The organism is Kitasatospora sp. NPDC005751, from assembly GCF_040630835.1.
GTDB lineage: Bacteria > Actinomycetota > Actinomycetes > Streptomycetales > Streptomycetaceae > Kitasatospora.
This window is the reverse complement of record NZ_JBEXYC010000058.1, coordinates 1-24,958: the sequence shown is the minus strand read 5'-3', so window position 1 is coordinate 24,958 and position 24,958 is coordinate 1. Positions and strand designations below refer to the sequence as shown.

The window sequence follows — 24,958 nt, the reverse complement described above, 5'->3', positions numbered from 1 at the left end:
CCCGTCCAAGTAAACGGTTGCGTCTACTTCGTGCGAGTGAGGGGTGCCCCATGGGCCGGTCCGGTCACACCGAGCTGAGTGGTTACGCGGAGCGGCTGATCCGCGGCCGACGCGCCGTACGTGCGTTCCGGCCCGACGCCGTGCCCCCGGAGACGATGCGTGCGGTCTTCTCGCTGGCCGGCGCCGCGCCGTCCAACTCCAACACGCAGCCGTGGCGGGTGGAGGTGGTCAGCGGAGCACCGCGCGACCGCCTGGCAGACGCCCTGCGGGCGGCCCACGCCGCCCGCCGCACCTCCGCCGACTTCCCGTACCGCGAGGACATGTACGCCCCGATCCAGCGGGAACGGCGCGCCGCCTTCGGCGCCGAGCTCTACGGCGCGCTGGGTATCGCCCGCGACGACGCCGCGGCACGCGCGGCGTACGACGCCGAGAGCCTGCGGTTCTACGGCGCACCGCACGTCGCGTTCCTCTTCGTCTCCTCAGACCGTGCCGACGCGCGGCCGGCCGCGGATGTCGGCGCCTATCTGCAGACACTGCTGCTGGCGATGGCCGCGTACGGCGTGGACAGCTGTCCCCAGGGACTGCTGAGCTTCTACGCCGACACCGTGCGCGGCGAACTCGGCGTCAGCGGAGGGAAGCTGCTCGTCGGGGTCTCGTTCGGCTACGCCGAAGCCGCCGCGCCGGTCAACCGGGTCAGCACCGGACGCGTGGCACTGACGGCGACCACGACGTTCCACGACTAGGAGACCGGGACGACGGCGACGATCCGACCGCCCGCCAGGAAGCACAGCCGCTCGGCCCGGGTCCGGTAGCCCCAGGCCCGCACCCGGTGGAAGCAGAGGTCGGCCGGTATCGGCGCCTCCCGCAGGTCCGCCACCAGGGCGTCCCCGGGGAGCGCGGCCGCCGCCGCGGCCCGCAGTGCGTCACCGGCCGCGGCCCACTCCCGCGCCGGGGCCGAGAAGACCCAGGGCTCGCCCGTGTTGGGCAGGAAGTGGTGGAGGGCGGACCGCACCCGGCTCGCGAACCGGGCGCCGTCCACACCGCCGTCCGCCGTCGCCGCCCGGCGCGCCGCACCGCGGGCGGCCCGGGCGAGGACGAGCAGCAGGTGCGGCAGCGATTCAGCGAGCAGGGACACCTCCGGCCATTCGGCGAGCCGCTCCGCGTCCCCCGGGACGGAGACGACATGGCCCCACTCCCCCGTCTCCCGGTCGATCCGCACCTGCACGGAGACCGGGTCGTGGCCCCGGTCCAGCCAGGCCACCGGCCAGAACGAGCCCGGGCCGCCGACCATGTCCACCAGCGTCGGCGAGTGCCGGTCGGCCACCGCACCGGGGCGCAGTTCGACCGGCTCCAGGCCGGCGATCCGGACTCCGGTGAGCTCCCGCAGCACGGCGCGCACCTCGCCGGGCAGCGGCACCGGCCAGTCGTCCAGCTCCGCCTCGGTGCAGCCCCCCTCCAGGACCACCAGGCCGGGCAGCTCCGCCGCCAGGGCGCGCAGTTCGGCCACCGCCCGCTCGGGAGCGTCGGCGGGGACGGCGGGCCGCTCGACCGGGCGGCCCAGGAAGTCCCCACTGACCAGGCTCCGGACCAGCAGCGCCCGCCCGTCGCCGACCAGGGTGAACGAGACCTCGCTGCCGCTGGTGTCCGCGGTGGCGTGCGCGGTCGAGTAGTACGGCTCCCAGCCGAGCGTGCACGGGTAGCCGGGCAGTTCCCGCAGGTCGACGACGTCGGTCAGACTGTCGCCGGGGCCGGCCAGCCGGGCGAGCCCGGGATCGGCGGCCGCCGCCCGCAGCGAGGGCACGGCGAGCACCGTCGAGGCACCGGCCGGCTGCTGCCAGGCGTCCTCACCCTCGGCCAGCCGGCCGGCCAACTCCGGCAGCCAGCCGACGAATCCGGGCGCCTCGACGACGCTCTCCTCGTCCCCCCAGGGTTCGAGGCGCAGCACCGGGCCCCAGTCGGCACGCGCCGCCGCCCCGACGCCGACCACCAGCTGCCCGCCCTCGTAGCCGGTCTCACCGACGACCAGGTAGCCCTCGCCCGGTGCCTCCCCGCCGACCGGACCGAAGGCGTAGGTGCCCCACTCCTCGCTCTCGACCCCGCCGACCTCGCGCAGCACCGCGCGGCAGGCCGCCGGCACGAAGACCGGCCAGGCGTCCATCTGTTCGTCCGTGAAGCCGCCCAGCAGCTCGATCCCACCGGACGGTTCCTGCGCCAGCGCGCGCAGCGCGGCCAGCGCCTCGCGGGCCCCGCCCACCCCGTCGTCCGTCGTCGTCATACCGCTACCGCCTGCCCCGTGCCCGTACTGGTTCCGTTCCGATCACTGCGGACGGCAGCCTAACGACCTGCACCGACAATCGCTCCTCCGGGCGGCGCGACCCCGACACACGACCGGGCCGTCCCCCTCGCGCTCCCGCCGTTCGCCCGGCCGACGGCCCGTCAACAGTGCTGCCCGGGCCACCCGGAGGAGCCCTGCGCCCTCGGCGCCCCCGCCGTTCGGCGGGTGTCGTCCGCACCACCCCGAAAAGTGGTGCGTGCCGGATCGACCGCACCCGCTCCGGGCCCCGAGGATCAAGACGTGAACGAATCCGTACCCAGCACCCGTCGGCGCCGGGGGGCGCTCGCCACCGCGGTGGCCGCGCTCCTCGCCGCCCTGTCCCTGCCCGTCACCGGCGCCGCCGCGGCCACCGGCGCCCCGGTACCGCCCGTCCCCTCCCGCTACACCCAGCAGCGACTCGCCTGGCAGCCCTGTGCGGAGGCGCCCGAGCTGGAGTGCGCCACGATGGCCGTCCCGCGTGACTGGCACCACCCGAAGCGCGGTCCGGACCTCTCCGTCGCGGTGTCCCGGCACCGGGCGGACGACCCGGCGAAGCGGCGCGGCACCCTGCTGATGGCCGCCGGCGGCCCCGGCGGGGCGGGGCTGCTGCGGCCGGGCAGCTTCGTGCGCGCGGCGCCGGCCGTCGGAGCCGCGTACGACGTGGTGGGCTTCGACCAGCGCGGGGTGGGCCGGAGCACCCGGCCCGTCTGCCAGACACCGGAGGAGTTCCAGGACTTCTTCGCCGGGGACTTCCGCGACGACGACCCGGCCGCCCGCGCCCGCGTGATCGACAACTCCCGTCGCCTCGGCGCCGACTGCGCGCGGCGCAGCGGCGGTCTGCTGCCGTTCCTGACCACCGAGCAGACCGTCCGCGACCTCGACCTCTTCCGCGCCCTGCTCGGCGAGCGGCGGATCACCTACTACGGCCCGTCCTACGCGACCATGATCGGCGCGTACTACGCGACGCTCTTCCCGCGGCGGGTGGAGCGGATGGTGCTGGACAGCAACGTCGGCTTCGACGGCAGCTGGGAGCGGTTCCAGCTGGGGCAGCCGATGAGCTTCCAGCGCCGCTTCGAGGAGGACTTCCTGCCCTGGTTGGCGGCCCGGGACGACACGTACCACTACGGCGCCACCGTCGCCGAGGCCGGGGCCCACTGGGAGCGGCGGCGCGCGGCCCTGCACGACGGTCCGCTCGTCGACGGCGCCCTGACGGTCGGCCCCAACCAGCTGGACAACGGCACCGTCCAGGCCGTCTACCGGGCGAGCGACGGCTTCCCCGCGCTGGCCACCGCCCTGACCGCACTGGACGACTGGCCGGGCGCGAGCCCGGCCGCCCGGGAGACGGCGCGGCAGGTCTTCGGCCAGTACCTGAGCCCCGGGTTCCTCGCCGAGTACTTCGCCGTGACCTGCAACGACACGCCCTGGACGGGTGATCTGGACACCTGGGTCGCGCGGGGCCGCGAACTCACCGCCCGTTGGCCACTGGCGGGCGCCCGGACGCTGGCCTTCGCCGCCGTCTGCGCCACCTGGCCGGCGCCGACCGCACCCCGGGTGCGGGTGACGGGGGCGGGCCTGCCGCCCACGCTGATGCTCAACTCGGTGCACGACCCGGCCACCTACGACGAGGCGGCCCGCTCGGCCCACCGGGCCTTGCGCGGCTCCCGGCTGGTGACGGTGACCGGCAGCGGCGACCACGGCCAGTACCCGGGGTCCAACGCCTGTGTCCGCGAGGTCGTCGAGTCCTACCTGCTCGACGGCCGCGTCCCCGCCCGTGATCTCAGCTGCCCCTCCCCGCAGTCGGGTTGACCGGCACCCAGGCGCCCCCCGGCGCCGGGGGCGGTCCGGCCGGACGGGTGGGCGGCCTGCCCGGAGTGCGGTGGTGGCCGCAGGGCCCGGCGGCCACCACCGCATCCTCGGCGGATCGGAGCCGGCTGAGCTCAGGGGCGGTCGAGGGTGATGGAGTTGACCGGGCCCAGGTCGGCCCAGACGCCGTTCTGGGCGGCCATGTCGTAGTTGCAGTTGGTGCCGTTGTAACCGAGGCACAGTCGGGCGTGGGCGCCACCGGTCTGGTTGTTGAGGACCCAGTGCCAGCCCGTCTTGTTGCTCAGGTTGTGGGCTCCGTAGCTGTAGAGGACATCGGTCGGCGGGGTGGAGGTGGGGGCCCCCTCGCCGTAGATGCAGACCGCTCCGGACGGGCAGCCGTCCCAGCTGCCGGCGGCCTGGGCGCCGGTGGCACCCAGGGTGGTGACGGCGGCGGTCGCCAGGGCGAGCGCGGCGGCGGCGTGCAGGATCCTGCGCATGTGGTTCTCCCTCTGGGTTCGCGGGGGCCGGCGGTGAGTGATCCGGCCACTGATCAGCAGCGTAGGAGCGGTGCGGCGGCAACGGTCCCTGACGGATGACAGGGTGTGGCGGGCGGCGGGGCGCGCGGAACGACACCCACGAGCAGCGCCGGGAGCAGCCGGGTGGCCGATACCGGTACCGGTCGGTGTGAAGCCCGAACAGGGTCAGCGCGGGGTCGCGAAGGTGTCGCAGTCGCTCATCGAGCCCGTGCGGTAGCCGGCGGTGAACCAGGCCTGGCGCTGCGCCGAGGAGCCGTGCGTCCAGACCTCCGGGTCGATCCGGCCGGTCGCCCGCTTCTGGATCCGGTCGTCGCCGACGGCGGCCGCGGCGTCCAGACCCTGGGCGATGTCCTGGTCGGTGAGGGTGCTGATCAGCGGCCGGCCGGTGGAGGCCTGCGGGGTGGTGGTGGCGTGGTGCGCCCAGACCCCCGCGTAGCAGTCCGCCTGGAGTTCGAGCTTCACCGAGGCGCTGTTCTGGCCCTGCCGGTCCCCGCCGACCCGCTGGGTCGTGCCGGTGAGGTTCTGGATGTGGTGCCCGTACTCGTGGGCCACCACGTACGCCTCGGCGAAGGGGCCGCCGCGGGCGCCGAAGCGGGTGGAGAGCTCGTCGAAGAAGCCGAGGTCGAAGTAGGCCTGACGATCGCCCGGACAGTAGAACGGGCCGACGGCGGACGTCGCCGCGCCACAGGCGGTGGAGACGCGGTCGGTGAACAGGACCGTCTCGGCGGGGCGGTAGGGCGCGCCGTGCCGGGGCAGTTCGCCCCGCCAGTACTCCTGGAGGCTGTTGGTGACGGCGACGATCCGGCAGTCCTGACGGCGGTTCGCGTCCGCGCCGCTCCGGCAGACCTGCTGCACCTCGCCGGCGGTACTGGGGCGCGCGTCCGCACCGGGACCGCCTCCCTCGGAGAGACCGAGCAGGCTCGGGTCGACCCCGAAGAGCACCGCGACCAGCGCGATCAGCAGGCCCGCCGCGCCACCGCCGATGGCGACCCGGCCTCCCGGGCGGCCGCGCCGGTCGTCCACCTGCGAGGTGTCGAGGTCCCCCTGCTCGTCGAACTGCATGTCCCTCCGTCCGTCGCACCCGCCGCGACCCGGGTGCGGCCGCCCGGCCACGGTAGCCCGCCGGACCACCCCGGCCGGGGCAGGACGCGCAGGTCAGAACGGGTCTGCCGGACCCGGCCGCCGGGGTGAACCAGCTGAACCGGCTCACCCACGTCGCCGGGCCCGGAACGCCCCGCCCGCCCCGCGCCCCGCACCCCGGCAGGCCCCACCCTCGACCGTCTCGACCGTCTCGACCCCCTCCACCGGCGCCCCCGGCCGCGGGCGTTCCGCACGCCGCCCCGCCGCACGCGGCCGCCCGAGCAGCACTCCCACCAGCACCAGCAGCAACCCGCCCGCCTGGACCGGCCCCAGCTCCTCTCCTGCCACCGCTGTACCGAGCAGGACACCGGTGATCGGGTTGAGCAGGCCGACCAGGCCGACCGTCCCGGCCGGCAGGTGCCGCAGACCGGCGAACCATGCGACGAACGCCAGCGCCGTGGCCACCACGGCGACGTACCCGAACGCCAGCAGCTCCGCCAGGGCGGGCACCGGCGGCACCCCCTCGGCAACCGCGGCCGCCGGGAGCAGGACGAGCCCGCCCGCGATCAACTGCCAGGAGGTCGAGGCCAGGACGTCCGCACCGTCGCGCCAGCGGCCGGCGAGGACGTAACCGAAGGAGGAGACCAGCATGGCGGCCATCGAGGCGGCCAACCCGGCCGGGCTCACCGCACCCGCCCGGCCGAGCACCATCAGCCCGACCCCACCCAGCCCCACCAGCGCGCCGACCAGGTGCGCGCGGGCCGGCCGCTCGGCCACCAGGGCCCAGGCGATCAGCATCATCGCCAGCGGGGAGGCCGCCATGACGGTCGAGGCGACGCTGGTGGCGAGCAGTTGCGAGGCGACGTAGAGCAGGACGAAGAAGACCCCTGTGTTGAGCAGTCCGAGCACCGCCGAGCGCCACCACCAGGCCCCGCGCGGCAGCCGCCGGGCGAGGGCGAGCAGGATCAGGCCGGCCGGCAGGGCCCGCAGGGCGGCACCCCAGAGCGGGCGGTCCGCCGGGAGGAATTCGCGGGTGACGTAGTAGTTGGCACCCCAGGCGACCGGCGCGACGGCGGTCACCAGGATCCACCGAATATTCGCTTCCATGGAAGCAATATAACTTCCCAGGAAGCTATCCGGCTAGGATGGCGCCATGGAACAGCAGCGCGACCCGCTCGGACCGCCACCCGGAGCCCCGGACCACGTGGCCGCCATCCAGGCCGAATGGCGGCGGGAGCGGCCCGACCTCGATGTCTCGCCGCAGGCGGTGATCGGCCGGCTGCACCGCCTCGCCGCCCGCCTCACCGACGAGCTCGGCCTGGTGTACGCCCGCTACGGCCTCGGCGAGGGCGAGTTCGACGTGCTCGCCGCGCTGCGCCGAGCCGGCCCCCCCTTCGAACGGGCCCCCGGCGAACTCGCCGCCCACACGATGGTCACCACCGGCGCCATGACGAAGCGGATCGACCGCCTGGAGCGGGCCGGGCTGGTCACCCGCCGTCGCAGCGACGAGGACGGGCGCGGGCGCGTCGTCGCACTCACCCCGGCCGGCCGGCGACTGATCGACGAGGCGTTCACCGCCCACATGCGCAACGAGCACCGCCTGCTGGAGCTGCTCACTCCCCAGGAGGCCACCGCCCTGGAGGGCCTGCTGACCAGCTGGCAGTACCGCCTGGACCACCCCCCGAAGTCCACCGAGGCGTGACGAGGATCCGCCCGCCCTCCCCGGGAAGCCCCGACGGGCCAGAACTCCGACGGTCCAGAACTCCGACGGCCCAGGGCTCGGCAGCTGAGGAGTCGGCAGCTCAGGGCTCGCCGGCTCCGGACGCCGGCGGCGTCAGACCGGCGTCCGCCAGGATCCGCGCCACGGTCTGCTCCAGGGTGTTGTCCTCGCCGACGACCTGCTCCGCACCACCGGGCAGCAGATCGCCCCCGACGTACCAGCCGGTCATCTCCTCGGAGCCGAACTCGGCGGCCTGCGGCCGCAGCGAGTGCCGGCGCAGAGTCTCCGCCAGGTCGACGTCGAGGTAGTACAGCAGGGTGCGGCCGCGGTGGTCCGCGGCCAGCCGCCCGAGCATCGGGCCGTACCGCGCAGCGGTCAGGATGCCTTCGACGACGACGTGGAAGCCGTGGTCGAGGGCGTAGCGGGCGACGGTGTCGATCAGGCCGATCGAGGCGCAACCGTCCGTGTCCCGCTCCTGCAGCACGGTCCGGCGCAGGTTGTCCTGGCCGACCAGCGCGAGCTTCCCCCGCCCGCACCGGGCCCGCAGCTCGGCCGCGATGCTCGACTTGCCGGATCCGCTGTTGCCCCGCAGGACGATCAGCACGGTGTGCTCACTGCCTGTCATCCACCCCACGCTAGTGGACGCCGCCCGAGCCCGCCGGGCACCGCCGCGATGCGGACGGGCCGGCCCGTCGCCGCACCGGCCCGGTGGAATGCGGGTGATCCCGTCCCACGGCCCGCGATACGGTCCGCCGCATGACGACCTTGTGGTGGGACATCGTGCTGATCGGCGGAGCCTCGGGCATCGGGAAGAGCCGGGCAGCCGCGCGACTGGCCCGGGAGACGGGCGCGTTCGTGGTGGAGTTCGACGACGTGGTCAGCGCCGTCCAGGAGATCACCACAGCCGACCAGCACCCGGGGCTGCACCACTTCGACAGCCCTGACCCTGCCGAACCCCGCACAGCGGAGCAGGAGTTGCAGCTGCAGATCGCGACCGCCGGGGCGCTGGAGCCCGCCGTCCTCGGTGTCGTCCGCAACCGCCTGACGGTGGACGTGCCCGCCGTCGTCGAGGGCGACTACCTCACCCCGGCCGCCGCCGCCCGGGCCGTCGAGGCGGGCCGGGCGGCCGGGCGCCGTGTCCGGGCGGTGTTCCTGCACGAGCCGGACGCGGCCCGGATCACCGCCAACTACGCCGCCCGCGAGCCCGGGTGCGGCCCGCAGGTGCGGCGGGCCGAGGTCGGCGCCCGGTACTCGCACTGGCTCGCCGAGCAGGCGGACCGGTACGGCCTCCCGGTGGTCGACTGCCGCCCCTGGGACACTCTCGCGGTCCGCCTCGACGAGGCGCTCCGCACGCCCTCGGGCCGGCCGGGCCCTCAGCCCCCCGCGCCGCGTACGTCCGGCCGGGTGTCGTAGGCGTCCCGGGCGGCGAGCACCTCGGGCATGTTCTCCTCCGCCCAGGCCTTGATCGCCCGTACCACCGGCAGCAGTCCGGCCCCCAGCGGCGTCAGCGCGTAGTCGACCCGGGCGGGCACCGAGGGCGTGACGGTGCGGGTGAGCAGGCCGTCCCGCTCCAGGGCGCGCAGGGTCTGGGTGAGCATCTTCTCGCTGACCCCGGCCAGTCTGCGGCGCAGCTCGCTGTACCGCTGCGGGCCGTCGGCCAGCGCGTTGACGAGGAGGCTGACCCACTTGTCGCCGATCCGGTCGAGCAGTTGCCGCGCCGGGCACTGCGCGAGGTAGGCGTCGAAGCTCGCGCGCTCGGCCGAGCGGCGCTGGGCGGCGGTCATGGTGGCCATGGGCTTCCCTCCCCGTACGGTACGCACTTCGCGGTGCGTGCTTCCGACCGGAGGGCAACTCTCCCTAGCGTGGGTGCCGTTGGCAAGTCCGATCGCCCCGGGACCGCCGGGTCCCGCCGTCCCCTCCCCGAGGAGTGCCCCGTGCGCGCCGTCGTCGTCCGCAGCCATGCCGGTCCGGAAGCCCTGGAGCTGGTCGAGGTGCCCGTCCCCGAGGCCGGCCCTGGCCAGGTGCGGGTCCGGGTGTCCGCCGCCGGGGTCAATCCGGTGGACGCCGTGACCCGCTCCGGGGCCCTGGTGGCGGCGGGGCTGATGGCACCGCGCGAGGTGACCGGGCTGGGCTGGGACGTGGCGGGCACGGTCGACCGGGTGGGCCCGGGAGTGTCCGGCTTCGGCCCGGGCGACCCGGTGATCGGTCTTCGCGACCGTCTGGACGTCCCGCTCGGCACCTACGCCGAGTACGTGGTGCTGGACGCCTCGGCGCTCGCCCCGGCCCCGGCGGGGGTGCCGGCCGTCGAGGCGGCGACGCTGCCGTTGAACGGACTGACCGCCGCCCAGGCACTGGACCTGCTCGGCCTCCCGGCCGGCGCCTCGCTGCTGGTGACCGGCGCGGCCGGCGCGGTGGGCGGCTTCGCCGTCGAACTCGCCGCCCTGCGCGGCCTGCGGGTCGTGGCCCTGGCCGGTGCGGCGGACGAGGCGCTGGTCCGGGGTCTGGGGGCCGAGTGGTTCGTGCCGCGCGGTACCGCCGATCCGGCCGCCGCCGTCCGGGCGCTCGTCCCGGGCGGGGTGGACGGCGCCCTGGACGCCGCCCTGCTCGGGGTGGTCGCACTCGGCGCCGTCCGCAACCGGGGCAGCTTCGTCACCGTGTCCGGGGGCGCGCCCCAGGGCCTGCGCGGCATCCGGGTCGCCACCGTCTGGATCGCCGCCGACGGCCCGGCGCTCGCCGAGCTGTCCGCCCTCGCCGCCGCGGGCCGGCTCACCCTCCGGGTCGCCGCCACCCACCCGCTGGCCCGGGCCGCCGACGCCCACCGCCGACTGGCCGGCGGCGGCCTGCGCGGCCGGCTCGTCCTGGTCCCCTGACCACCGCCGGCGCGAGAACGGAGCGACCTCGGCCCGCTCTACCACCGCACCGACGGCGCCATCGGCCTTTACACCGGTCTCGCCGACACCACCGGCCACATCACCGCCTTCCAGGCCGGCCCCTACACCGTCCCCGCCAACGCCGGCTGGGACTGAACGCCATCCAGCTGCCGTGGCCCCGGTCCCCGTCCCGCCCCCGGCGTGACGGCACGGGGGCCGGCGACCAGCGGGTCGCCGGCCCTCGTCCCGGGCGTCGGCGTGCGGACGACGGCGGAACTACCCGCGTGAGGCGTGCCGTTGGCGGAGCCAGGCGAGGGCACCGATCAGGCCGACCGCGCCGCCGGCGCAGAGCTTGACGGCGCCCTTGGCAAGCAGCCAGCCGATCCCGGGGGCGGTCCAGCCCAGCCAGTGGAGGACGGCCAGCAGGACCGCCACCGCCCCCAGCGCCGCCAGGACGGTCACCACCACCGCGGCCCCGGTGGAGAGTTCGGTCTCCCCGGCCGTGGTCGCCCGTATCTCGTTCGTGCCCCCATCATCCGTGGGAGCGATCATAATCCGGCTCAGCGCGGGGCGTGGTGGGTGTCGCCGCTGTGCTCGCCGGTCTCGTGGTCGGGGAAGCTCACGGCCAGCGTGACGCGGTACTCGTAGACGTCGTCGCGGTGCCCGGGCACCCGGGCCCAGGCCAGCGAGTGCACCTCCGCCTCGGGTGCCTGGCGGCACCACGCGGCCGCCTCCTCCAGTGCCCGGGCCGCCGAACGGCCGGTGCACACCACGGCGGTGTACGCCGCGACGGCGACGTCGCCGCCGCTGCGCCCCGCCCGCGAGACCGCCCGGACGGCGGCGGCGGCATGGGTCAGGTCACGGGCCAGGTCGTCCACGACCCGGGGCGGCGCCGGGAGGACCGGCCCCTCCGCCACGGTCTCCGGCAGGTTCGTGCTCACCGTCTGGGCCTCCATCCGCCTGGTCTCGGGATCCGCCGATTGCGGGATCCGCCTGGTCACCGGCCCAAGGATGCCGGGCCGCCATTCCTGGCATGACCACTTTCACCAGAACATCACCCGTCCGGGGAGCTGAGGAAGGAGAGCTCGACACCGACCGCCCGGTACTGGTAAAGGACTTGCGTCGCATCGGTCCTGGTCAGACCCTCCCGTCCCGGGCGCCGCCGGGAGCCCGGCCGCACGTGCGCGTACCACCCCCGCACCCCGGACCGCCGGTCCGACCGCCGGACGCGCCGGGTCGGGCTCGTGACGCAGCTGTGCAACTCCCGTTTCCGGAACGGGAAATACCGGACCGGCCCGGCCACTAGGATCCCTGGAGCACCACAGTCCGCCGCACCGGCGGACGCCGGACGAGGGGGTCCCATGCAGCTCGAATCAGCGGTCCGGTACGGGCGTCGGCAGCTCTGGCTGCCCGCGTTGGCCCTCGCGGGCGTCGCCGTGGCCGGCTGCTCGTCCTCCGGCGGGGCGACGGCCGCGCCCCCGCCCACCACATCCGCCGCGGCCGCGACGACGCCCGGCGCGGCCGCGCCCACGGCGGCGACGACACCCGGATCCAGCGCCTCCGCGCCAGCCCCCGCGAGCACCGGAGCACCCACCGCCGCGCCCGCCGGGCGGCCGGCGGACGCCTGCACGCTGCTGCAGTCCCCCCAGGTCGTCGCGGCGGTGGGCACCTCGGGCCCGTTCCGCGGCACCCACCCCGACCCGGCGAGCGACGGCAGCCCGGTCTGGGGCTGCACCTGGGGCTCGCCCGACTCCTACGCCTCGATCCGCGAGACCACCCCGACCGCCCTGGCCTCGGCCAAGGCGGACGGCCAGCTCCAGGTCACCACCCTGCCGGGGGTCGGCCAGGAGGCGGTACTGACCCAGCGTAAGGACGGCACCCACCCGAGGGCCCTCTTCGTGGCCGGCGGACGCGTCTACGCCGTCGAGGTGGTGAAGGACCGCGGCCCGGGCGACGGCGTCAACGCCCCGGCGGAGGCCCTCGCCGAGAGCGGGCTGGCGATGGTGCTGGCCAAGTCGCTCGGCGGCTGAGCCCACGGCGAACCGGCGGCCCACGAACCGGCAGATGCCGCCCGGCGGCCCACGAACCGGCAGATGCCGCCCGGCGGCCCCCGAACCGGCCGCCGGGGGGACGCCGGGCGGCGCAGCCGGTTCCCTCCGGGGCGTGAACGGCGCCGGGCGGGGGCCTGCGGGCGGATGCGGGTACGGCACGGGCGTTCACAGAATGACGCCACCGTGCCGTACTCGGTACTCCCCCGAAAGCCAAGGCGGACCGCATGAGCCGACTCCACCCATCCACGCCCCCGGGCCGCCCGCGCGACACCCCTCCGGGGGGCCGAACGCCGGTGTCACACGCCGTCACCGCCCTGCTGGGCGGACTGGCGCTGCTCGCCCCGGCCCTGGCCGGTTCGCTGGTTACCCCGATACCCGCGCACGCCGACAACCCCACCGTCTCGGTGAACAGCCTGCGCACCGGCTGGGACGCGGCCGAGCCGGGCCTGGGCCCGGCGCAGGTCTCCGGCTCGGACTTCGGCCGGCGCTGGTCCACCGCCGTCGACGGCGCCGTCCTCGCCCAGCCCCTGGTCGCCGGTTCGACCGTGGTGGTCGCCACCGAGACGAACCACGTCTACGGCATCGGCGCGACCGACGGCCGGATCCTGTGGCAGCGCGCGCTCGGCACACCGGTCCCGTCGTCCACCGCCTGCCTCTCCCCCGGCACCGGCATCACCTCGACGCCCGTGTACGACAAGTCGACCGGCACGATCTACCTGGTGGCGAAGTCCACCGAGGGGGGCGCCCACTTCTCGGTGCACGCGCTGGACGTCGCCTCGGGCGCCGAGCGCGGCGACTGGCCGGTCACCGTCCAGGGCTCGCCGGTGAACAGCCCCGGGGTCCCGTTCAACCCGGGCACCTCGGCGCAGCGCGCCGGGCTCCTGCTGCTGGACGGTGCGGTCTACTTCGGCTTCGCCTCGGACTGCGGCGTCGGGACGTACGTCGGCCACGTCGCGGGCGTCCACACCGGGACCCGCAAGCTGACGCTCTGGTCCACCCAGTCCGGCTCGGCCTCGCAGAACGCGGGCGTCTGGATGAGCGGCGGCGGCCTGGTCTCGGACGGCGCCGGGAGGATCCTCCTCGCCACCGGCAACGGCGCGGGCACGGGCTCCTCCCCGCCGAAGGGCCCCGGCGACAAGCCGCAGGGCCACTTCGCCGAATCCGTCGTGCGGCTGGGTGTGAACGCCGACGGCAGCCTCACCCCGAAGGACTTCTTCAGCCCGACCGACAACCGGGACATGGACCACGGCGACGTGGACCTCGGCTCCGGCGGGCCCGCCGCCCTGCCGTCCGGCTTCGGCACGACCGCCCACCCGCACCTGCTGGTGCAGGTCGGCAAGGACGGCCGGATCTTCCTGCTGGACCGCGACCGGCTGGGCGGCATGGGCCAGGGCCCGAACGGCACCGACGCCGCGGTCGGCACGACCGGCCCGTTCAAGGGCGTCTGGGGCCACCCGGGGGTCTGGGGCGGGGACGGCGGCTATGTCTACCTGGTCGAGAACTACGGCTCGCTGCGCGCGCTCAAGTACTCGGTGAACAGCGCCGGGAACCCCCAGCTGACCAGCGCGGGCACCAGCGCCGAGGGCTTCGGCTACGCGTCCGGCTCCCCCGTGGTCACCTCCAACGGGACGGCCTCCGGTTCGGCGCTCGTCTGGACCGTCTACTCCGGCAGCGGTCCGGGCGGCCAGAACGGCGAGCTGCGGGTGTACGACCCGCTGCCGGTCAACGGCGCGCTCAAGCTGCGCCGCAGCTTCGCGCTCGGCACGGTGAGCAGGTTCGCCGTACCCGCCACGGACGGCGGGCGGGTGTTCGTGGGCACCAAGGACGGCCACCTGGTCGCCTTCGGCCGCGCCGCCGCCTGACACGGTTCCAATCCGGCGCGCCGCCCCCGGATGCCGCTCCGGCCCGACCGCGCCCGCCCGACCGCGCCGCCTCCCGACAGCGCTCCGGCCCGACCGCCCGGTGGCCGGTCGAACCCCCGGCCCCGGCCCGTCACCCGTTCGAGCGCGATTGTCCGCACATCGCGCGGGTTGGACCGGCGGCCGGGCCCGGCGGCTCGTAGCGTCCTGACCCACGGGGCCGCGCGGCCCACCGCGCGCGTGCGCTCCTCCCACCCGCCCTCTCCCGAGGAGGAATCCCGATGAACCGCACCGCCGCTCCACTGCCCACCCCCGCCGCCGCACCGCCCGAGCGCCCGGCCGACGCCGCCCCGAAGCCCGCCTGGTCCGCACCGGCGGTCGAGTGCCACCGCACCGGCGCCGAGGTCACCGCCTACGCCGGACGGGCCGCCCAGTGGCTCAGCCGCTGACCCGCGAGCGGTTCGCGGCCAGGCTGTACGACCTGCGGGAGCGCTACTGGGACAGCCACCCGTTCCATCTGCGCCTGCACTCCGGTGGCTGCACGCCACCGGAGTTGCGGCGCTGGGTCGCCAACCGCTGGTACTACCAGCTCTGCCTGACCCGCAAGAACGCCGCGATCATCGCCAACTGCCCGCTCCCGGAGGTCCGCCGGGCCTGGGCCGAGCGGCTCGCCTACCAGGACGGACCGGCCGCGCCCCTACCCGGCCCCGAGCGCGGCGCACCGGCCGGGGGCGCACCGGACGCCACCGCACCCGCCGAGGGCGGCCTCGCCGACTGGCTGGTCCTCGCCGAGGCGGTCGGCCTGGACCGCGCGGAGGTCACCGACGAACGGCACGTCACCCGCGGGGTCCGCTTCGCCGTCGACGGCTATCTGCACTTCTGCCAGACCAGAGCGTGGACGGAGGGCGTCGCGGCGGCCCTCACCGAGATGTTCTCGCCCGACCACATGGCCCAGCGGGTGACCGCCTGGCGCACCCACTACGGCTGGATCGACCCGGCGGGGTACGCCTACTTCGAGCACCGCATCCCCACCGCCCGCAAGGACAGCGCCCGCACCCTGGAGCTCGTGCTGGACCACTGCGTCACCGCCCACCAGCAGCAGGCCGCCCTCGACGCCCTGGCCTTCAAGTGCGAGGTGCTGCGGGCCATGCTGGACGCCGTCGACTACGGGGCCGACCGGTGACGACCGCCCAGGCCGCCCAGGCCGCCCAGGCCGCCCCCGCCGCCCAGGTGCCCGGCCTGCGGCGCGGGGTGCGGCTGGTGCACGACCCGGTCCGCGACCGGGCCGCCCTGCTCTACCCCGAGGGCGTCCTGCTGCTCAACGACACCGCGGCCGCCGTACTGCGCCACTGCGACGGCCGGCGCGAAACCGCCCTGATCACCGCCGGGCTCGCCGCCGAGTACGACGGGGTGGACGACGGGCAGGTCCGCGAGCTGCTCGCCGACCTCGCCGAGCGCCGGCTGCTCACCCTGGACGGCTCCGGCGCACCCGCACTGCCGTACCCGGCCACCGGCCTGCCGGGTGCGGCCGTCCGGGCGCCGGCGCCGTTCGGCCTGATCGCCGAACTCACCTACCGCTGCCCGCTCCAGTGCACCTACTGCGCCAACCCGGTCGAACTCGCCCGCTACCGGGACGAACTGGACACCGACCAGTGGCTGCGCGTGCTCGACCAGGCCCGCGGGCTCGGCGTCCTCCAGGTCCACCTCACCGGCGGCGAGCCGCTGCTCCGCCGCGACCTCACCCGGATCGTCGCCCACGCGCACGACCTGGGCCTCTACACCAACCTGGTCACCAGCGGGCTCCCGCTGGACGAGCCGCGTGCCACCGCGCTCGCCGGGGCGGGCCTGGACCACGTCCAGCTCTCCCTCCAGGACGCCGACCTGCGCCGCGCGGACGCCGTGGCCGGCCTCGCCGCGCACGAGCGCAAGCTCGCCGCGGCGGCGCTGCTGACCGGCGCCGGGCTGGCGCTGACCGTCAACGCCGTGCTGCACCGGGGCAATCTGGCCCGGCTCGGCGCCCTCGCCGACCTGGCCGTGGCGCTCGGCGCCGACCGGGTCGAGCTGGCGCACACCCAGTTCTACGGCTGGGCCTGGCAGAACCGGGCGCACCTGGCGCCGAGCGAGGCCCAGGTCCGCCAGGCCGAGCTGGACGTGGCCGCCGCCCGGGAGCGCCACGGCGGGCGGATCGAGATCGTGCACGTCGCGGCCGACCACCACGGCGGCGCCGTGAAGCCCTGCATGGACGGCTGGGGCCGCCGGCAGCTGGTGGTCGCGCCCACCGGTGACGTGCTGCCCTGCCTGGCCGCCGCGCAGCTGCCCGGTCCGGCGCTGCCGAACGCGGCGACCGATGGGCTCGCCGCGATCTGGCACGACTCGCCGCTGTTCAACCGGTACCGGGGCACCGACTGGATGCCGGAGCCCTGTCGCGGCTGCGCGCTGCGCGAGGTCGACCACGGCGGCTGCCGCTGCCAGGCCTTCCAGTTCACCGGGGACGCCGGCGCCACCGACCCGGCCTGCCGCCTCTCCCCCGACCACCACCTGGTCACCGGGCCGGTCCCGGCGGCCACCCCGGCCCCCGTGCCCCGGAGGACGCGCTGAAGATCCGGATCCTGGGCACGGCCGCCGGCGGCGGACTGCCCCAGTGGAACTGCGGCTGCGAGGGCTGCTCCACCGCCCGCCGCACCGGCGCCGCCCGCAGCCAGGACTGCCTGGCGGTCAGCGCGGACGGCGTCGCCTGGTACCTGGTCAACGCCTCGCCCGACCTGCGGAGCCAGCTGCTGGCCGCCCCGGAGCTGGCTCCGGCCGCCGGCACCCGGGACACCCCGCTGCGCGGCGTCCTGCTCACCAGCGGCGAGCTCGACCACACGCTCGGCCTGTTGACCCTGCGGGAGGCCGCCGGGCTGAGCGTGCACGCCACCGAACCGGTCCGTGCCGCGCTGCACGGCGTCTTCCCGGTCGGCCCGCTGCTCGCGCCCTACACCGAGGCCCGCTGGCAGTCCGTCGCGCCGGGCACCGCCTTCGACCTGGCCGGCGGGCTGCGCGCCGAGCCGCTGGCGCTGGGCGGAAAGCGGCCGCGGTACGCCGCCGACCTGCCCGGCAAGGCCTGGGACGGCCGGGCGGACTGGGTGACCGGCTACCGCTTCACCGCCGCCGGGAGCCGGTCGAGCGCGGTGTACGCGCCCGGACTGGCCGCCTGGACGCCGGAGCTCGACCGGGCGGTGGCCGGTGCGGCCGTGGTGATCCTCGACGGCACCTTCGCCACCGACGACGAACTCGCCGAGCGCACCGGCGGCTCGCGCTCCTCCCGCGGCATGGGCCACCTGGCGGTCCGGGACTCGCTGGCCCACCTGGGCCGCCACCCCGGCCCGCGCTACCTCTACACCCACCTCAACAACACCAACCCGCTGGCCCACCCGGGCTCCCCCGGCGCCGCCGCCCTCGCACCGGCCCTGGCGGCGGCGGGCGCGGCCGTCGCCGAGGACGGTCAGCTCGTCGAGTTCTGAGCCCCGGCGCCGCTCCCCGGCCCGCCGGGTACCGCCGGGCGCACCCTCGCCACCTGCCCGTTCACCGGACGGTGGGGCCCGGGACAGCCGCTGCTCACCCGGGTCCGGTCAGATCATCGTGATACTAATCATTCCGGTAGCACGAACTGTCATGCACTGGCAGGCACGATGGTGACAGCCCGTCCGTTCCCCCGGGGTCCGGACGGTGACGGGGAGGGCACGGCATGAAGGCACGGGTCGACAGCGGACGACAGACGGGGCGCCGGATACGGCTGGGCAAGCGGGTGACCGGGACGGCCGCCGCGTTCACCGCGCTCGCGGCCCTGACCGGCTCTCAGGTGACGGGACTCGGCCTCTCCGGTGTCGCGGCCGCCGAGCCGGTGCCGCCCGTGATCGACCCGACCACCTCCGTGGTCGCCACCGCTCCCGGCACCACGCTGCCCGGCTCCGAACTGCCGTCGCCCGCCGGCGGGCCGACCGTGCCGGTCGACGGCGGGGGCGCCGTCCCGCTGCCGCAGCCGCCCACGACCCTGCCGGGCGACCCGTCCGCCGGACCGTTCCGGACCGGGCCCGCCCTGCCGGCGACGGTCTTCGCCGCCTACCGCAAGGCCGAGGCCGCGCTGGCCGTCCGCTCGCCCGGCTGCCACCTGCCGTGGCAGCTGCTGGCCGCGATCGGCGAGGTCGAGTCCGGCCAGGCCAACCGGGGCGGGGTGGACGCCGCGGGGACGACGTACCGGCCGATCCTCGGCCCGGCGCTCAACGGCAACGGCTTCGCCGCGATCTCCGACACCGACGGTGGCCGCTACGACGGCGACCGGCTCTGGGACCGGGCCGTCGGACCGATGCAGTTCATCCCCTCCACCTGGGCCTACTGGGGGGTCGACGCCAACGGTGACGGCCAGGCGGACCCCAACAACGTCTTCGACGCCGCCGAGTCGGCCGGCCGCTACCTCTGCGCGGGCGGCCGCGACCTCGGCAATCCGGCCCAGCTGGACCGGGCGGTCCTCGGCTACAACAACTCGGGCGAGTACCTGCGGACCGTCAAGAACTGGATGGCGCACTTCGGCAGCGGGACGGCGACCACGACACCGGACCGGCCCGCCCCGGCCGGCGCGCTGACCGCGCCGTCACCGTCGCCGACCGTGCCCGCACCGGCGACCGGCCCCACGACGCCCACGCCCCCGGCATCCCCGGCGCCGTCGACCGGCACGCCGACCGGTGGCCCGAGCGGGACGCCGACGGGGGCGCCCACGCCCACCGCGTCGGCCTCGCCCTCGGCCGGCCCGAGCCCGAGCGCCACGCCGAGTGCCACGCCCAGTGCCACCCCGACCGGTACGCCGAGCACCTCGCCGACCGGTACGCCCAGCACCACCCCGACGGCCACCCCCACCGGGACGCCGACCGCCACCCCCACCGCCACGCCCACCACCTGTGCCACCCCCACGGCGACGGCGACGCCCACCGACGGCGCGAGCCCGACGGCCACCCCGTCGGCCACCGCCACCGCGACGCCCCCGGCGCCCGGCTGCCCGACGCCGACCGGCACCCCGACCGGCACCCCGTCGGCCACCGCCACCCCGAGTGGCTCGTCCTCGGCCGCCGCCTCCCCGTCGGCCTCCCCCTCGCCCTCGGCGCACTGACCACACGCCGAGTACGAACCGAGCACGCACGGAACACGCATGGAGCACGCGTGACCCCGGCCCGGGCGCCCCGATCAGCGGGCGCACCGGGCCGGCGGCCGTTCAGTCCTCGTCGTCCTCGTCGTCCGGGTAGCGGCCGGCCGCCCGGTCCTGCTCCTCCTGGGCCTTGACCGGGAGGTCCGGGTCCCAGTCGGAGGGCCGCGGCCGTTCGGGCCCGTCGGGGCCGAGACGGAGCACCGGCTCGACCCGCACCAGCCGGAACCGCCGGTCGGCCGCCCGGAGTTCGTGTCCGCGCTCGGCGTCCAGCCGGTCGGCGGCGGCGGCGTACCGGGCGCGCTCGTCCTCGCCGAGGTCCGGCAGCAGCCGCGGGGCGAAGTCGCGCAGGTAGGCGGCGAGGCTGTCGCGGGCGGCCTGCGGGGTCTCGTAGGCCCCGGTCATCGGGCCCCAGTGGCCGTCCTCGTACTCGGCGACGGCGCAGTGCACCGGGAGCACGAACACCTTGGGATAGCGGCTGGAGGCGTGCCGGGCGTCGGCGCGGACGTTCTCGGGGATGCCCCGGCCGGCCGGCACCAGCGTCATCATGTCCAGCCGCAGGATCCCGTCGACCAGGGTGACGTCGGCACCGGGGTCGACGACGAAGCCGTCGACCCGGGACGGCAGCCGGTAGGCCTGGCCGACGGCGGCCGGGTCCGGGTCGGTGGGGCGCGGCGGTTCGATGCCCTCGGGGCCCGAGCGCAGCACCTGTTCGGCCCGGAAGATCCGGTACTCCCGCCCGGCGACGGTGATCTCGTCGAGCGCCTCCCACTCCATCCGCCGGTACGCCGCCGTGTAGGCGGCCCGCTCCTCGTCGGTGATGTCCCAGGTGGCGGCGAACCGGGCGCCGCGCTCGGCCCGCGCCCAGCATCGGAACTGGTGGCCGAGGTCGTCGCGGGCCATCTGCGGGGTGGTCGCGCGGTAGCCGAGGATCCGCCAGGTCCCCTCGGGGGTGCGCTCCAGACTGCCGAAGGCGGGCGCCATCATCATCAGGCTCGGATACCGCTCCCGGGAGGCCCACGCCTCCAGACCGGCCACGGCCGCGACCGGGTCGTCGGTGTGCGCGACCCGGATGGTGAGGTGCCCCGGCAGCTGCGCAGCGTCATCGTCCATGCGGCCAGTGTTAGCGGACGCGGTGAGTGGGCCGCAGGGATATCGGGGAAGTGCACCCGACCGGGCAACGGCGGCGGACCGGAGGGCCGTCCGCGCGACCGCGCGGGACGGGGACAGCGGGCGCGGGGCCCGTCCGGGGGGAGATCGGACGGCCCCCGCGCCGCCGGTCGACGGACCGGCCGGAGGGCCGGTCGCGGGCGGCGCGGCGCGGGCGGGCCCGCGGCGCACCGTCAGAGGTGCTTGGCCAGCTCCGGCATCAGGTCCTGGAAGGTCCGCCCGCTGGCCGGCTGGCCGATCGCGGCCATCTGCCAACCACCGGCCGTGCGCTGCACCTTGGCCATGATCTGGGCGGTGTACGGGCCGCCGCCGGTGAGCGTGTACCGGGCCAGCTCGGCGCCGGTCTGCTCGTCGACCAGCCGGCAGAAGGCGTTCTCGACCTCCTGGAAGGTCTGCCCGGTGAAGGAGTTGACGGTGAACAGGATCTGGTCGACCTCGCTCGGCACCCTGGTGAGGTCCACCGTGATCGACTCGTCGTCGGTGGCGTCGCCGGCGCCGCCGGTCAGGTTGTCCCCGCTGTGCCGCACCGAACCGTCGTTGCTGGTGAGGTGCTGGAAGAAGACCACGTCCACCGGCTTGCCGGCGGCGAACAGCACCGCCGAGGCGTCCAGGTCGATCTCCTGCGAGGCCAACAGCTTGGCGAAGAACCCCTTCCGCTGGGCGGCCCGCCAGCCGAGGCCCATCCGCACCACGCCCAGCTGCCCCCCGCCCGGCTTCTCCAGGCTCAGCTTCTGCCCCTTGGCCAGCGAAACGCTCATCGCGTCCTCCTCGTTGCTCCGCCCTGCGTCCTGAATCTACAGCACTGTAGAGATTCCCGGGTGCGCAGGGTCGGTCCTGGGAATCCCCGTACCCGCTCCTACGATCAACACCACATCATCCGGACACGGAGGGATTCGCGACGACCCACCGGCCCCCGGCCGCAATTCCGCACGCGGGCTCCGGCGCCGGTCCCGCACGCGGCGCCCGGCGACGCCGACGGCCCCCCGCTACGGCCGCTGCAGCGGCCGCTCCAGCCGCACCAGGGCGTCGACCGCGGCAGCGCGCCCGCCGGCAGCTCCGTCGCGGTGTCCGGCCTCCGCGGCCACCGGGCGGAGCACCCGCTCGGCGCGGACGGTCCGCAGCCCGGCGTCGGAGAGGTCGGCGAGCACGTCGTCCGGGGTGAAGAGGACGCGCGGGTCCTGCGGGCCGCCGACCCCTTCGGTGAGATTGCTGCTGTCGTGGCCGACCACCAGCAGGGTGGCGCCGGGGGCGAGCGCGGCGGCGGCCCGGCGCAGCGCGGTACGACGGTCGGCGGCGGGGAGCTGGAGGTAGGCGACCAGCACCAGGTCGTAGCCCTCGGCCGGGAGCGGGAAGCCGCGGGCGTCGTCGTGGCGCCAGGTGAGCCGGTCGGCGACCTCGTCGGGCAGGTCCGCGGTGAGCCGCTCGGCGCGCTCCAGGGCGACGGCGGAGAAGTCGAGGCCGGTCACCCGCCAGCCCTGCCGGGCGAGCCAGATGCTGTTGCGCCCCTCGCCGGCCGCGACGTCCAGGGCGCGGCCGGGAGTGCGGCCGGTCAGCTCGCCGACCACCCAGCGGTTGGGCTCGGCGCCCCAGACCAGCTCGCTCGCGGCGTAGCGGTCGTTCCAGTCCTGGCTGTCCATGGCTCGTCCTCCGTTCGGCGGGGCTGCTCCGTACGCCACCGTACCGGCGCGGGGGCCGCCGACCGTCCAGCGGGCGGACACCCTTGACGGCGAATATTGGTCCAGTCCAATCTGTGATGTCGTTGATGCGTACGGGCCCGGCCCGACGGTGTCGACGCGTCGTACCGAAGCATGTGTCACCCCGCCCGCGCGCCCCCACAGCGCTCGGCTCGGCTCCCTTCGGCCCACCCGGGCCACCGCACCGCCGGAACCCCCACTCATCCGGAGGACACCGCATGCACGACCGAGTCACGCCCGCGCGCCCCGCCGAGCGCCGGGCCGCCGCACCACGCCGGCGAGCCACCGCACTGGCCCTGGCGGCCACGCTCACCACCGGCACCGCCGCCCTCGCGCTCTCCCTGAACACGGCCTCCGCGGCGCCCGTCAACCTGCTCGCCAACGCCGGTCTGGAGACCGGCTCGCTGGCCGGCTGGACCTGCGTCAACGGATCCGTCGTCACCACGCCGGTGCACGGCGGGAGCTACGCGCTCAGCGGGGCCGCATCGGCCTCCGACACCGCGCAGTGCCAGCAGACCGTGACCGTGCTGCCCAACACCCAGTACACCCTGTCGGGCTGGGTCCAGGGCAGCTACGTCTACCTGGGCGCGACCGGGACCGGGGTCAACTCCTCCTCCTGGACGCCCAGCGCGACCGGCTGGACGCAGCTGAGCAGCACCTTCACCACCGGCGCCGCCACCACCTCGGTGACGGTGATCACGCACGGCTGGTACGGCACCGGCACCTACCGGGCGGATGACCTCAGCCTGACCGGCCCGGCCGGGCCGACCAGCAGCGGCAGCCCGACCGCGACGAGCAGCCCCACGGCGACCAGCAGCCCGACCGCGACCAGCAGTCCGACGGCGACCACCAGCCCGACCGCCTCGAACAGCCCCACCGCGAGCACCAGCCCGACGGCCTCGAACAGCCCGACGGCGACCACCAGCCCCACCGCGACGGCCACCGCCACGGCGACGGGCACCGGCCCGGCCGGGGACGGCAAGGTCACCGTGCCCGGCGGGCTCACCGTCGGCAAGGTCACCGGCAACGCCGTGGTGCTCAGCTGGCAGCCGTCCACGCTGACCGGCGGCGACGGCCCGGTGGCCTACAAGGTCTACTCCGGCAGCCAGCTGGTCGCGACCTCGATGGGCACCTCGGTGGCCGTCAGCTCGCTGCTGCCGAGCACCAACTACCGGTTCACCGTCCAGGGCTACTCGGGCAGCCACGCCTCCGCGCAGTCCGCGCCGGTGGGCACCACCACCGCGCCCGCCCCGGCCGCGAGCCCGTTCCGCTCGGCCTACTTCGACCAGTGGGGCGTCTACGAGAACGCGTACCACGCGAAGAACGTGGACACCAGCGGCGCGGCGGGCAAGCTGGACGTGATCACCTACGCCTTCGCCAACATCCACCCGACCACGCACACCTGCTTCCAGGCCGTGAAGGCCTCCGACTCGGCCAACGAGTCCAACCCCAACGCCGGGGACGGCGCCGGGGACGCTTACGCCGACTACCAGGCCGACTACAACGGCGCGGCCAGCGTCGACGGCAGCAGCGACACCTGGGAGCAGCCGCTCAAGGGCAACTTCAACCAGCTGCGCCAGCTGAAGGCCAAGTACCCGAACCTGCGGTTCACCATCTCGATCGGCGGCTGGACGTACTCCAAGTACTTCTCGGACGCGGCCGCGACGGACGCCTCCCGCAAGGCCTTCGTCTCCTCCTGCGTGGACATGTTCCTCAAGGGCAACCTGCCGACCGGCGTGGCCGGTGACGCCTCGGGCGGCCAGGCCTCGGCGGCCGGACTCTTCGACGGCGTGGACCTCGACTGGGAGTACCCGGGCTCGGCCGGCGGCCACACCGGCAACCACTACTCCGCCGCCGACAAGCAGAACTTCACCCTGCTGCTGAAGGAGTTCCGCACCCAGCTGGACGCCCTCGGCAACGCCCAGGGCAAGCGGTTCCTGCTGACCGCCGCGCTGCCCAGCGGCCAGGACAAGATCGCGCAGCTGGAGACCGACAAGATCGGCGCCTACCTGGACTACGCCGACGTCATGACCTACGACATGCACGGCGCCTGGGACGCCAAGGGCCCGACCAACCACCAGGACCCGCTGCACGACAGCCCGGCCGACCCGACCACGCCGATCACTCCCGGCACCCGCAAGTACAACGTGGACACCACCCTCGCCGCGTACACCACCGGCCTGCCGGAGTACGGCATCGCGGGCGGCTTCCCGACCAACAAGCTGGTGCTGGGCATCCCGTTCTACTGGCGCGGCTGGACGGGCGTGCCGGCCGGCTCGAACTACGGCCTGTACCAGAGCGCGACCGGTCCGACCCCGGCCAAGCCGCTGAGCGCCGAGGCCGGCCTGGCCGCCTGGAAGGAGCTCAACGCCAGCGCGGCGAACACCCACTGGGACCCGGTGACGGAGACCTCCTGGGTCTACGACGGGACCAACTTCTGGACGGGTGACACCCCGCAGGCCATCCAGGCCCGCGGGGCGTACGCCAAGAGCAAGGGCCTGGCCGGGATGTTCGCCTTCTCCCTGGAGAACGACGACGCCTCCGGCACCCTGCTGAACGCGATCGACAGCAGCCTGCGCTGACGCACCACCGGGCAGGGGCCGCGCGGATCACCGTGATCCGGCCGGCCCCGGCGTCACCCCTCCACGCGACGGGCCCAACCCCCCCGGCACCGCGTCCGCGTGC

Annotated in this window: 24 protein-coding genes; 13 read left to right on the top strand and 11 right to left on the bottom strand. The window is 75.5% G+C overall.

Going from position 1 to position 24,958, the window contains the following annotated elements; genetic code table 11:
• Window positions 1-50 precede the first annotated feature (50 nt).
• Window positions 51-743, top strand: coding sequence for a nitroreductase (locus tag ABZ497_RS31090; protein ID WP_359810012.1), 693 nt, complete (start codon window positions 51-53; stop codon window positions 741-743).
• On the opposite strand, the gene ABZ497_RS31085 is transcribed toward ABZ497_RS31090, so the two are convergent.
• On the bottom strand, window positions 740-2,275 hold the full coding sequence (locus ABZ497_RS31085; protein WP_359810010.1) for a hypothetical protein: 1,536 nt from the start codon (window positions 2,273-2,275) through the stop codon (window positions 740-742). The two genes, ABZ497_RS31090 and ABZ497_RS31085, sit on opposite strands and share 4 nt — an antisense overlap.
• Before the next feature lie 300 nt (window positions 2,276-2,575).
• On the opposite strand from ABZ497_RS31085, the gene ABZ497_RS31080 reads away from it, so the two are divergent.
• A complete protein-coding gene (locus tag ABZ497_RS31080) occupies window positions 2,576-4,120 on the top strand; it encodes an alpha/beta hydrolase (protein WP_359810007.1) in 1,545 nt (514 codons plus the stop codon).
• 131 nt (window positions 4,121-4,251) lie between these two features.
• On the opposite strand, the gene ABZ497_RS31075 is transcribed toward ABZ497_RS31080, so the two are convergent.
• The 3 genes from ABZ497_RS31075 to ABZ497_RS31065 all read right to left on the bottom strand — a co-directional run bounded on the left by ABZ497_RS31075 (window position 4,252) and on the right by ABZ497_RS31065 (window position 6,840).
• On the bottom strand, window positions 4,252-4,614 hold the full coding sequence (locus ABZ497_RS31075) for a hypothetical protein (RefSeq protein WP_359810005.1): 363 nt from the start codon (window positions 4,612-4,614) through the stop codon (window positions 4,252-4,254).
• Window positions 4,615-4,818: 204 nt separating this feature from the next.
• A complete protein-coding gene (locus ABZ497_RS31070; RefSeq protein WP_359810002.1) occupies window positions 4,819-5,715 on the bottom strand; it encodes a neutral zinc metallopeptidase in 897 nt (298 codons plus the stop codon).
• Between the two features lie 144 nt (window positions 5,716-5,859).
• Window positions 5,860-6,840 carry an EamA family transporter gene (locus ABZ497_RS31065; RefSeq protein ID WP_359809999.1) on the bottom strand — a complete coding sequence of 327 codons (981 nt, stop codon included), beginning with the start codon at window positions 6,838-6,840 and terminating at the stop codon, window positions 5,860-5,862.
• A 46-nt stretch (window positions 6,841-6,886) separates the two neighbouring features.
• Here ABZ497_RS31065 and ABZ497_RS31060 point away from each other — a divergent pair, with 46 nt between their 5' ends.
• Window positions 6,887-7,435 (top strand): MarR family transcriptional regulator, encoded by a 549-nt coding sequence (locus ABZ497_RS31060; RefSeq protein ID WP_359809996.1) that lies wholly within the window; start codon window positions 6,887-6,889, stop codon window positions 7,433-7,435.
• 100 nt (window positions 7,436-7,535) lie between these two features.
• On the opposite strand, the gene ABZ497_RS31055 is transcribed toward ABZ497_RS31060, so the two are convergent.
• Window positions 7,536-8,078, bottom strand: a complete 543-nt coding sequence (locus tag ABZ497_RS31055) for an AAA family ATPase (protein WP_359809993.1) — start codon at window positions 8,076-8,078, stop codon at window positions 7,536-7,538.
• 131 nt (window positions 8,079-8,209) lie between these two features.
• Here ABZ497_RS31055 and ABZ497_RS31050 point away from each other — a divergent pair, with 131 nt between their 5' ends.
• Window positions 8,210-8,866: an AAA family ATPase gene (locus ABZ497_RS31050; protein ID WP_359809990.1), complete on the top strand. Its 657-nt coding sequence runs from the start codon at window positions 8,210-8,212 to the stop codon at window positions 8,864-8,866.
• Here ABZ497_RS31050 and ABZ497_RS31045 read toward each other — a convergent pair.
• Window positions 8,827-9,246 (bottom strand): helix-turn-helix domain-containing protein, encoded by a 420-nt coding sequence (locus ABZ497_RS31045; RefSeq protein WP_359809987.1) that lies wholly within the window; start codon window positions 9,244-9,246, stop codon window positions 8,827-8,829. The two genes, ABZ497_RS31050 and ABZ497_RS31045, sit on opposite strands and share 40 nt — an antisense overlap.
• A 141-nt stretch (window positions 9,247-9,387) precedes the next feature.
• On the opposite strand from ABZ497_RS31045, the gene ABZ497_RS31040 reads away from it, so the two are divergent.
• Window positions 9,388-10,323, top strand: a complete 936-nt coding sequence (locus ABZ497_RS31040; RefSeq protein ID WP_359809984.1) for an NADP-dependent oxidoreductase — start codon at window positions 9,388-9,390, stop codon at window positions 10,321-10,323.
• Window positions 10,324-10,599: 276 nt separating this feature from the next.
• Here the strand turns inward: ABZ497_RS31040 and ABZ497_RS31035 are convergent, their stop codons facing one another.
• Both ABZ497_RS31035 and ABZ497_RS31030 read right to left on the bottom strand, forming a co-directional pair.
• Entirely contained in the window at window positions 10,600-10,875 is a 276-nt protein-coding gene (locus ABZ497_RS31035) for a hypothetical protein (protein WP_359809981.1), read from the bottom strand.
• Between the two features lie 8 nt (window positions 10,876-10,883).
• Entirely contained in the window at window positions 10,884-11,264 is a 381-nt protein-coding gene (locus ABZ497_RS31030; RefSeq protein ID WP_329491226.1) for a hypothetical protein, read from the bottom strand.
• A gap of 420 nt (window positions 11,265-11,684) precedes the next feature.
• On the opposite strand from ABZ497_RS31030, the gene ABZ497_RS31025 reads away from it, so the two are divergent.
• From ABZ497_RS31025 to ABZ497_RS30995, 7 genes are all read left to right on the top strand, one after another.
• Window positions 11,685-12,353 carry a hypothetical protein gene (locus ABZ497_RS31025; protein WP_359809978.1) on the top strand — a complete coding sequence of 223 codons (669 nt, stop codon included), beginning with the start codon at window positions 11,685-11,687 and terminating at the stop codon, window positions 12,351-12,353.
• Window positions 12,354-12,667: 314 nt separating this feature from the next.
• Window positions 12,668-14,236, top strand: a complete 1,569-nt coding sequence (locus tag ABZ497_RS31020) for a PQQ-binding-like beta-propeller repeat protein (protein WP_359809976.1) — start codon at window positions 12,668-12,670, stop codon at window positions 14,234-14,236.
• A 278-nt stretch (window positions 14,237-14,514) separates the two neighbouring features.
• On the top strand, window positions 14,515-14,682 hold the full coding sequence (pqqA, locus tag ABZ497_RS31015) for a pyrroloquinoline quinone precursor peptide PqqA (RefSeq protein ID WP_359809974.1): 168 nt from the start codon (window positions 14,515-14,517) through the stop codon (window positions 14,680-14,682).
• Entirely contained in the window at window positions 14,667-15,416 is a 750-nt protein-coding gene (locus ABZ497_RS31010) for a pyrroloquinoline quinone biosynthesis protein C (protein WP_359809972.1), read from the top strand. Before pqqA ends, ABZ497_RS31010 begins: the two co-directional genes overlap by 16 nt.
• A complete protein-coding gene (gene pqqE, locus ABZ497_RS31005; protein ID WP_359809970.1) occupies window positions 15,413-16,831 on the top strand; it encodes a pyrroloquinoline quinone biosynthesis protein PqqE in 1,419 nt (472 codons plus the stop codon). Before ABZ497_RS31010 ends, pqqE begins: the two co-directional genes overlap by 4 nt.
• Window positions 16,747-17,736: a pyrroloquinoline quinone biosynthesis protein PqqB gene (gene pqqB / locus ABZ497_RS31000; RefSeq protein WP_359810054.1), complete on the top strand. Its 990-nt coding sequence runs from the start codon at window positions 16,747-16,749 to the stop codon at window positions 17,734-17,736. The genes pqqE and pqqB overlap by 85 nt, the downstream gene beginning before the upstream one ends.
• A 224-nt stretch (window positions 17,737-17,960) precedes the next feature.
• Window positions 17,961-19,376 (top strand): lytic murein transglycosylase, encoded by a 1,416-nt coding sequence (locus ABZ497_RS30995; RefSeq protein ID WP_359809968.1) that lies wholly within the window; start codon window positions 17,961-17,963, stop codon window positions 19,374-19,376.
• A gap of 102 nt (window positions 19,377-19,478) precedes the next feature.
• Here ABZ497_RS30995 and ABZ497_RS30990 read toward each other — a convergent pair whose 3' ends face one another.
• From ABZ497_RS30990 to ABZ497_RS30980, 3 genes are all read right to left on the bottom strand, one after another.
• Window positions 19,479-20,522, bottom strand: coding sequence for a DUF5954 family protein (locus ABZ497_RS30990; RefSeq protein ID WP_359809966.1), 1,044 nt, complete (start codon window positions 20,520-20,522; stop codon window positions 19,479-19,481).
• A 230-nt stretch (window positions 20,523-20,752) separates the two neighbouring features.
• Window positions 20,753-21,337 (bottom strand): TerD family protein, encoded by a 585-nt coding sequence (locus tag ABZ497_RS30985; protein ID WP_329491221.1) that lies wholly within the window; start codon window positions 21,335-21,337, stop codon window positions 20,753-20,755.
• 228 nt (window positions 21,338-21,565) lie between these two features.
• Window positions 21,566-22,216, bottom strand: a complete 651-nt coding sequence (locus ABZ497_RS30980) for a class I SAM-dependent methyltransferase (protein WP_359809963.1) — start codon at window positions 22,214-22,216, stop codon at window positions 21,566-21,568.
• 275 nt (window positions 22,217-22,491) lie between these two features.
• Here ABZ497_RS30980 and ABZ497_RS30975 point away from each other — a divergent pair, with 275 nt between their 5' ends.
• Window positions 22,492-24,855: a glycosyl hydrolase family 18 protein gene (locus ABZ497_RS30975; protein ID WP_359809961.1), complete on the top strand. Its 2,364-nt coding sequence runs from the start codon at window positions 22,492-22,494 to the stop codon at window positions 24,853-24,855.
• The last annotated feature ends 103 nt before the right edge of the window (window positions 24,856-24,958 follow it).

What these genes read in the sequence shown, in the direction of transcription:
- ABZ497_RS30980 (WP_359809963.1), bottom strand. Translation starts at nt 22,216, where the DNA reads ATGGACAGCCAGGACTGGAACGACCGCTACGCCGCGAGCGAGCTGGTC.
- ABZ497_RS31065 (WP_359809999.1), bottom strand. Translation starts at nt 6,840, where the DNA reads ATGGAAGCGAATATTCGGTGGATCCTGGTGACCGCCGTCGCGCCGGTC.
- pqqA (WP_359809974.1), top strand. Translation starts at nt 14,515, where the DNA reads ATGAACCGCACCGCCGCTCCACTGCCCACCCCCGCCGCCGCACCGCCC.
- ABZ497_RS30985 (WP_329491221.1), bottom strand. Translation starts at nt 21,337, where the DNA reads ATGAGCGTTTCGCTGGCCAAGGGGCAGAAGCTGAGCCTGGAGAAGCCG.
- ABZ497_RS31075 (WP_359810005.1), bottom strand. Translation starts at nt 4,614, where the DNA reads ATGCGCAGGATCCTGCACGCCGCCGCCGCGCTCGCCCTGGCGACCGCC.
- ABZ497_RS30990 (WP_359809966.1), bottom strand. Translation starts at nt 20,522, where the DNA reads ATGGACGATGACGCTGCGCAGCTGCCGGGGCACCTCACCATCCGGGTC.
- ABZ497_RS31085 (WP_359810010.1), bottom strand. Translation starts at nt 2,275, where the DNA reads ATGACGACGACGGACGACGGGGTGGGCGGGGCCCGCGAGGCGCTGGCC.
- ABZ497_RS30975 (WP_359809961.1), top strand. Translation starts at nt 22,492, where the DNA reads ATGCACGACCGAGTCACGCCCGCGCGCCCCGCCGAGCGCCGGGCCGCC.
- ABZ497_RS30995 (WP_359809968.1), top strand. Translation starts at nt 17,961, where the DNA reads ATGAAGGCACGGGTCGACAGCGGACGACAGACGGGGCGCCGGATACGG.
- ABZ497_RS31035 (WP_359809981.1), bottom strand. Translation starts at nt 10,875, where the DNA reads ATGATCGCTCCCACGGATGATGGGGGCACGAACGAGATACGGGCGACC.
- ABZ497_RS31045 (WP_359809987.1), bottom strand. Translation starts at nt 9,246, where the DNA reads ATGGCCACCATGACCGCCGCCCAGCGCCGCTCGGCCGAGCGCGCGAGC.
- ABZ497_RS31055 (WP_359809993.1), bottom strand. Translation starts at nt 8,078, where the DNA reads ATGACAGGCAGTGAGCACACCGTGCTGATCGTCCTGCGGGGCAACAGC.
- ABZ497_RS31090 (WP_359810012.1), top strand. Translation starts at nt 51, where the DNA reads ATGGGCCGGTCCGGTCACACCGAGCTGAGTGGTTACGCGGAGCGGCTG.
- ABZ497_RS31070 (WP_359810002.1), bottom strand. Translation starts at nt 5,715, where the DNA reads ATGCAGTTCGACGAGCAGGGGGACCTCGACACCTCGCAGGTGGACGAC.
- ABZ497_RS31050 (WP_359809990.1), top strand. Translation starts at nt 8,210, where the DNA reads ATGACGACCTTGTGGTGGGACATCGTGCTGATCGGCGGAGCCTCGGGC.
- ABZ497_RS31025 (WP_359809978.1), top strand. Translation starts at nt 11,685, where the DNA reads ATGCAGCTCGAATCAGCGGTCCGGTACGGGCGTCGGCAGCTCTGGCTG.
- ABZ497_RS31060 (WP_359809996.1), top strand. Translation starts at nt 6,887, where the DNA reads ATGGAACAGCAGCGCGACCCGCTCGGACCGCCACCCGGAGCCCCGGAC.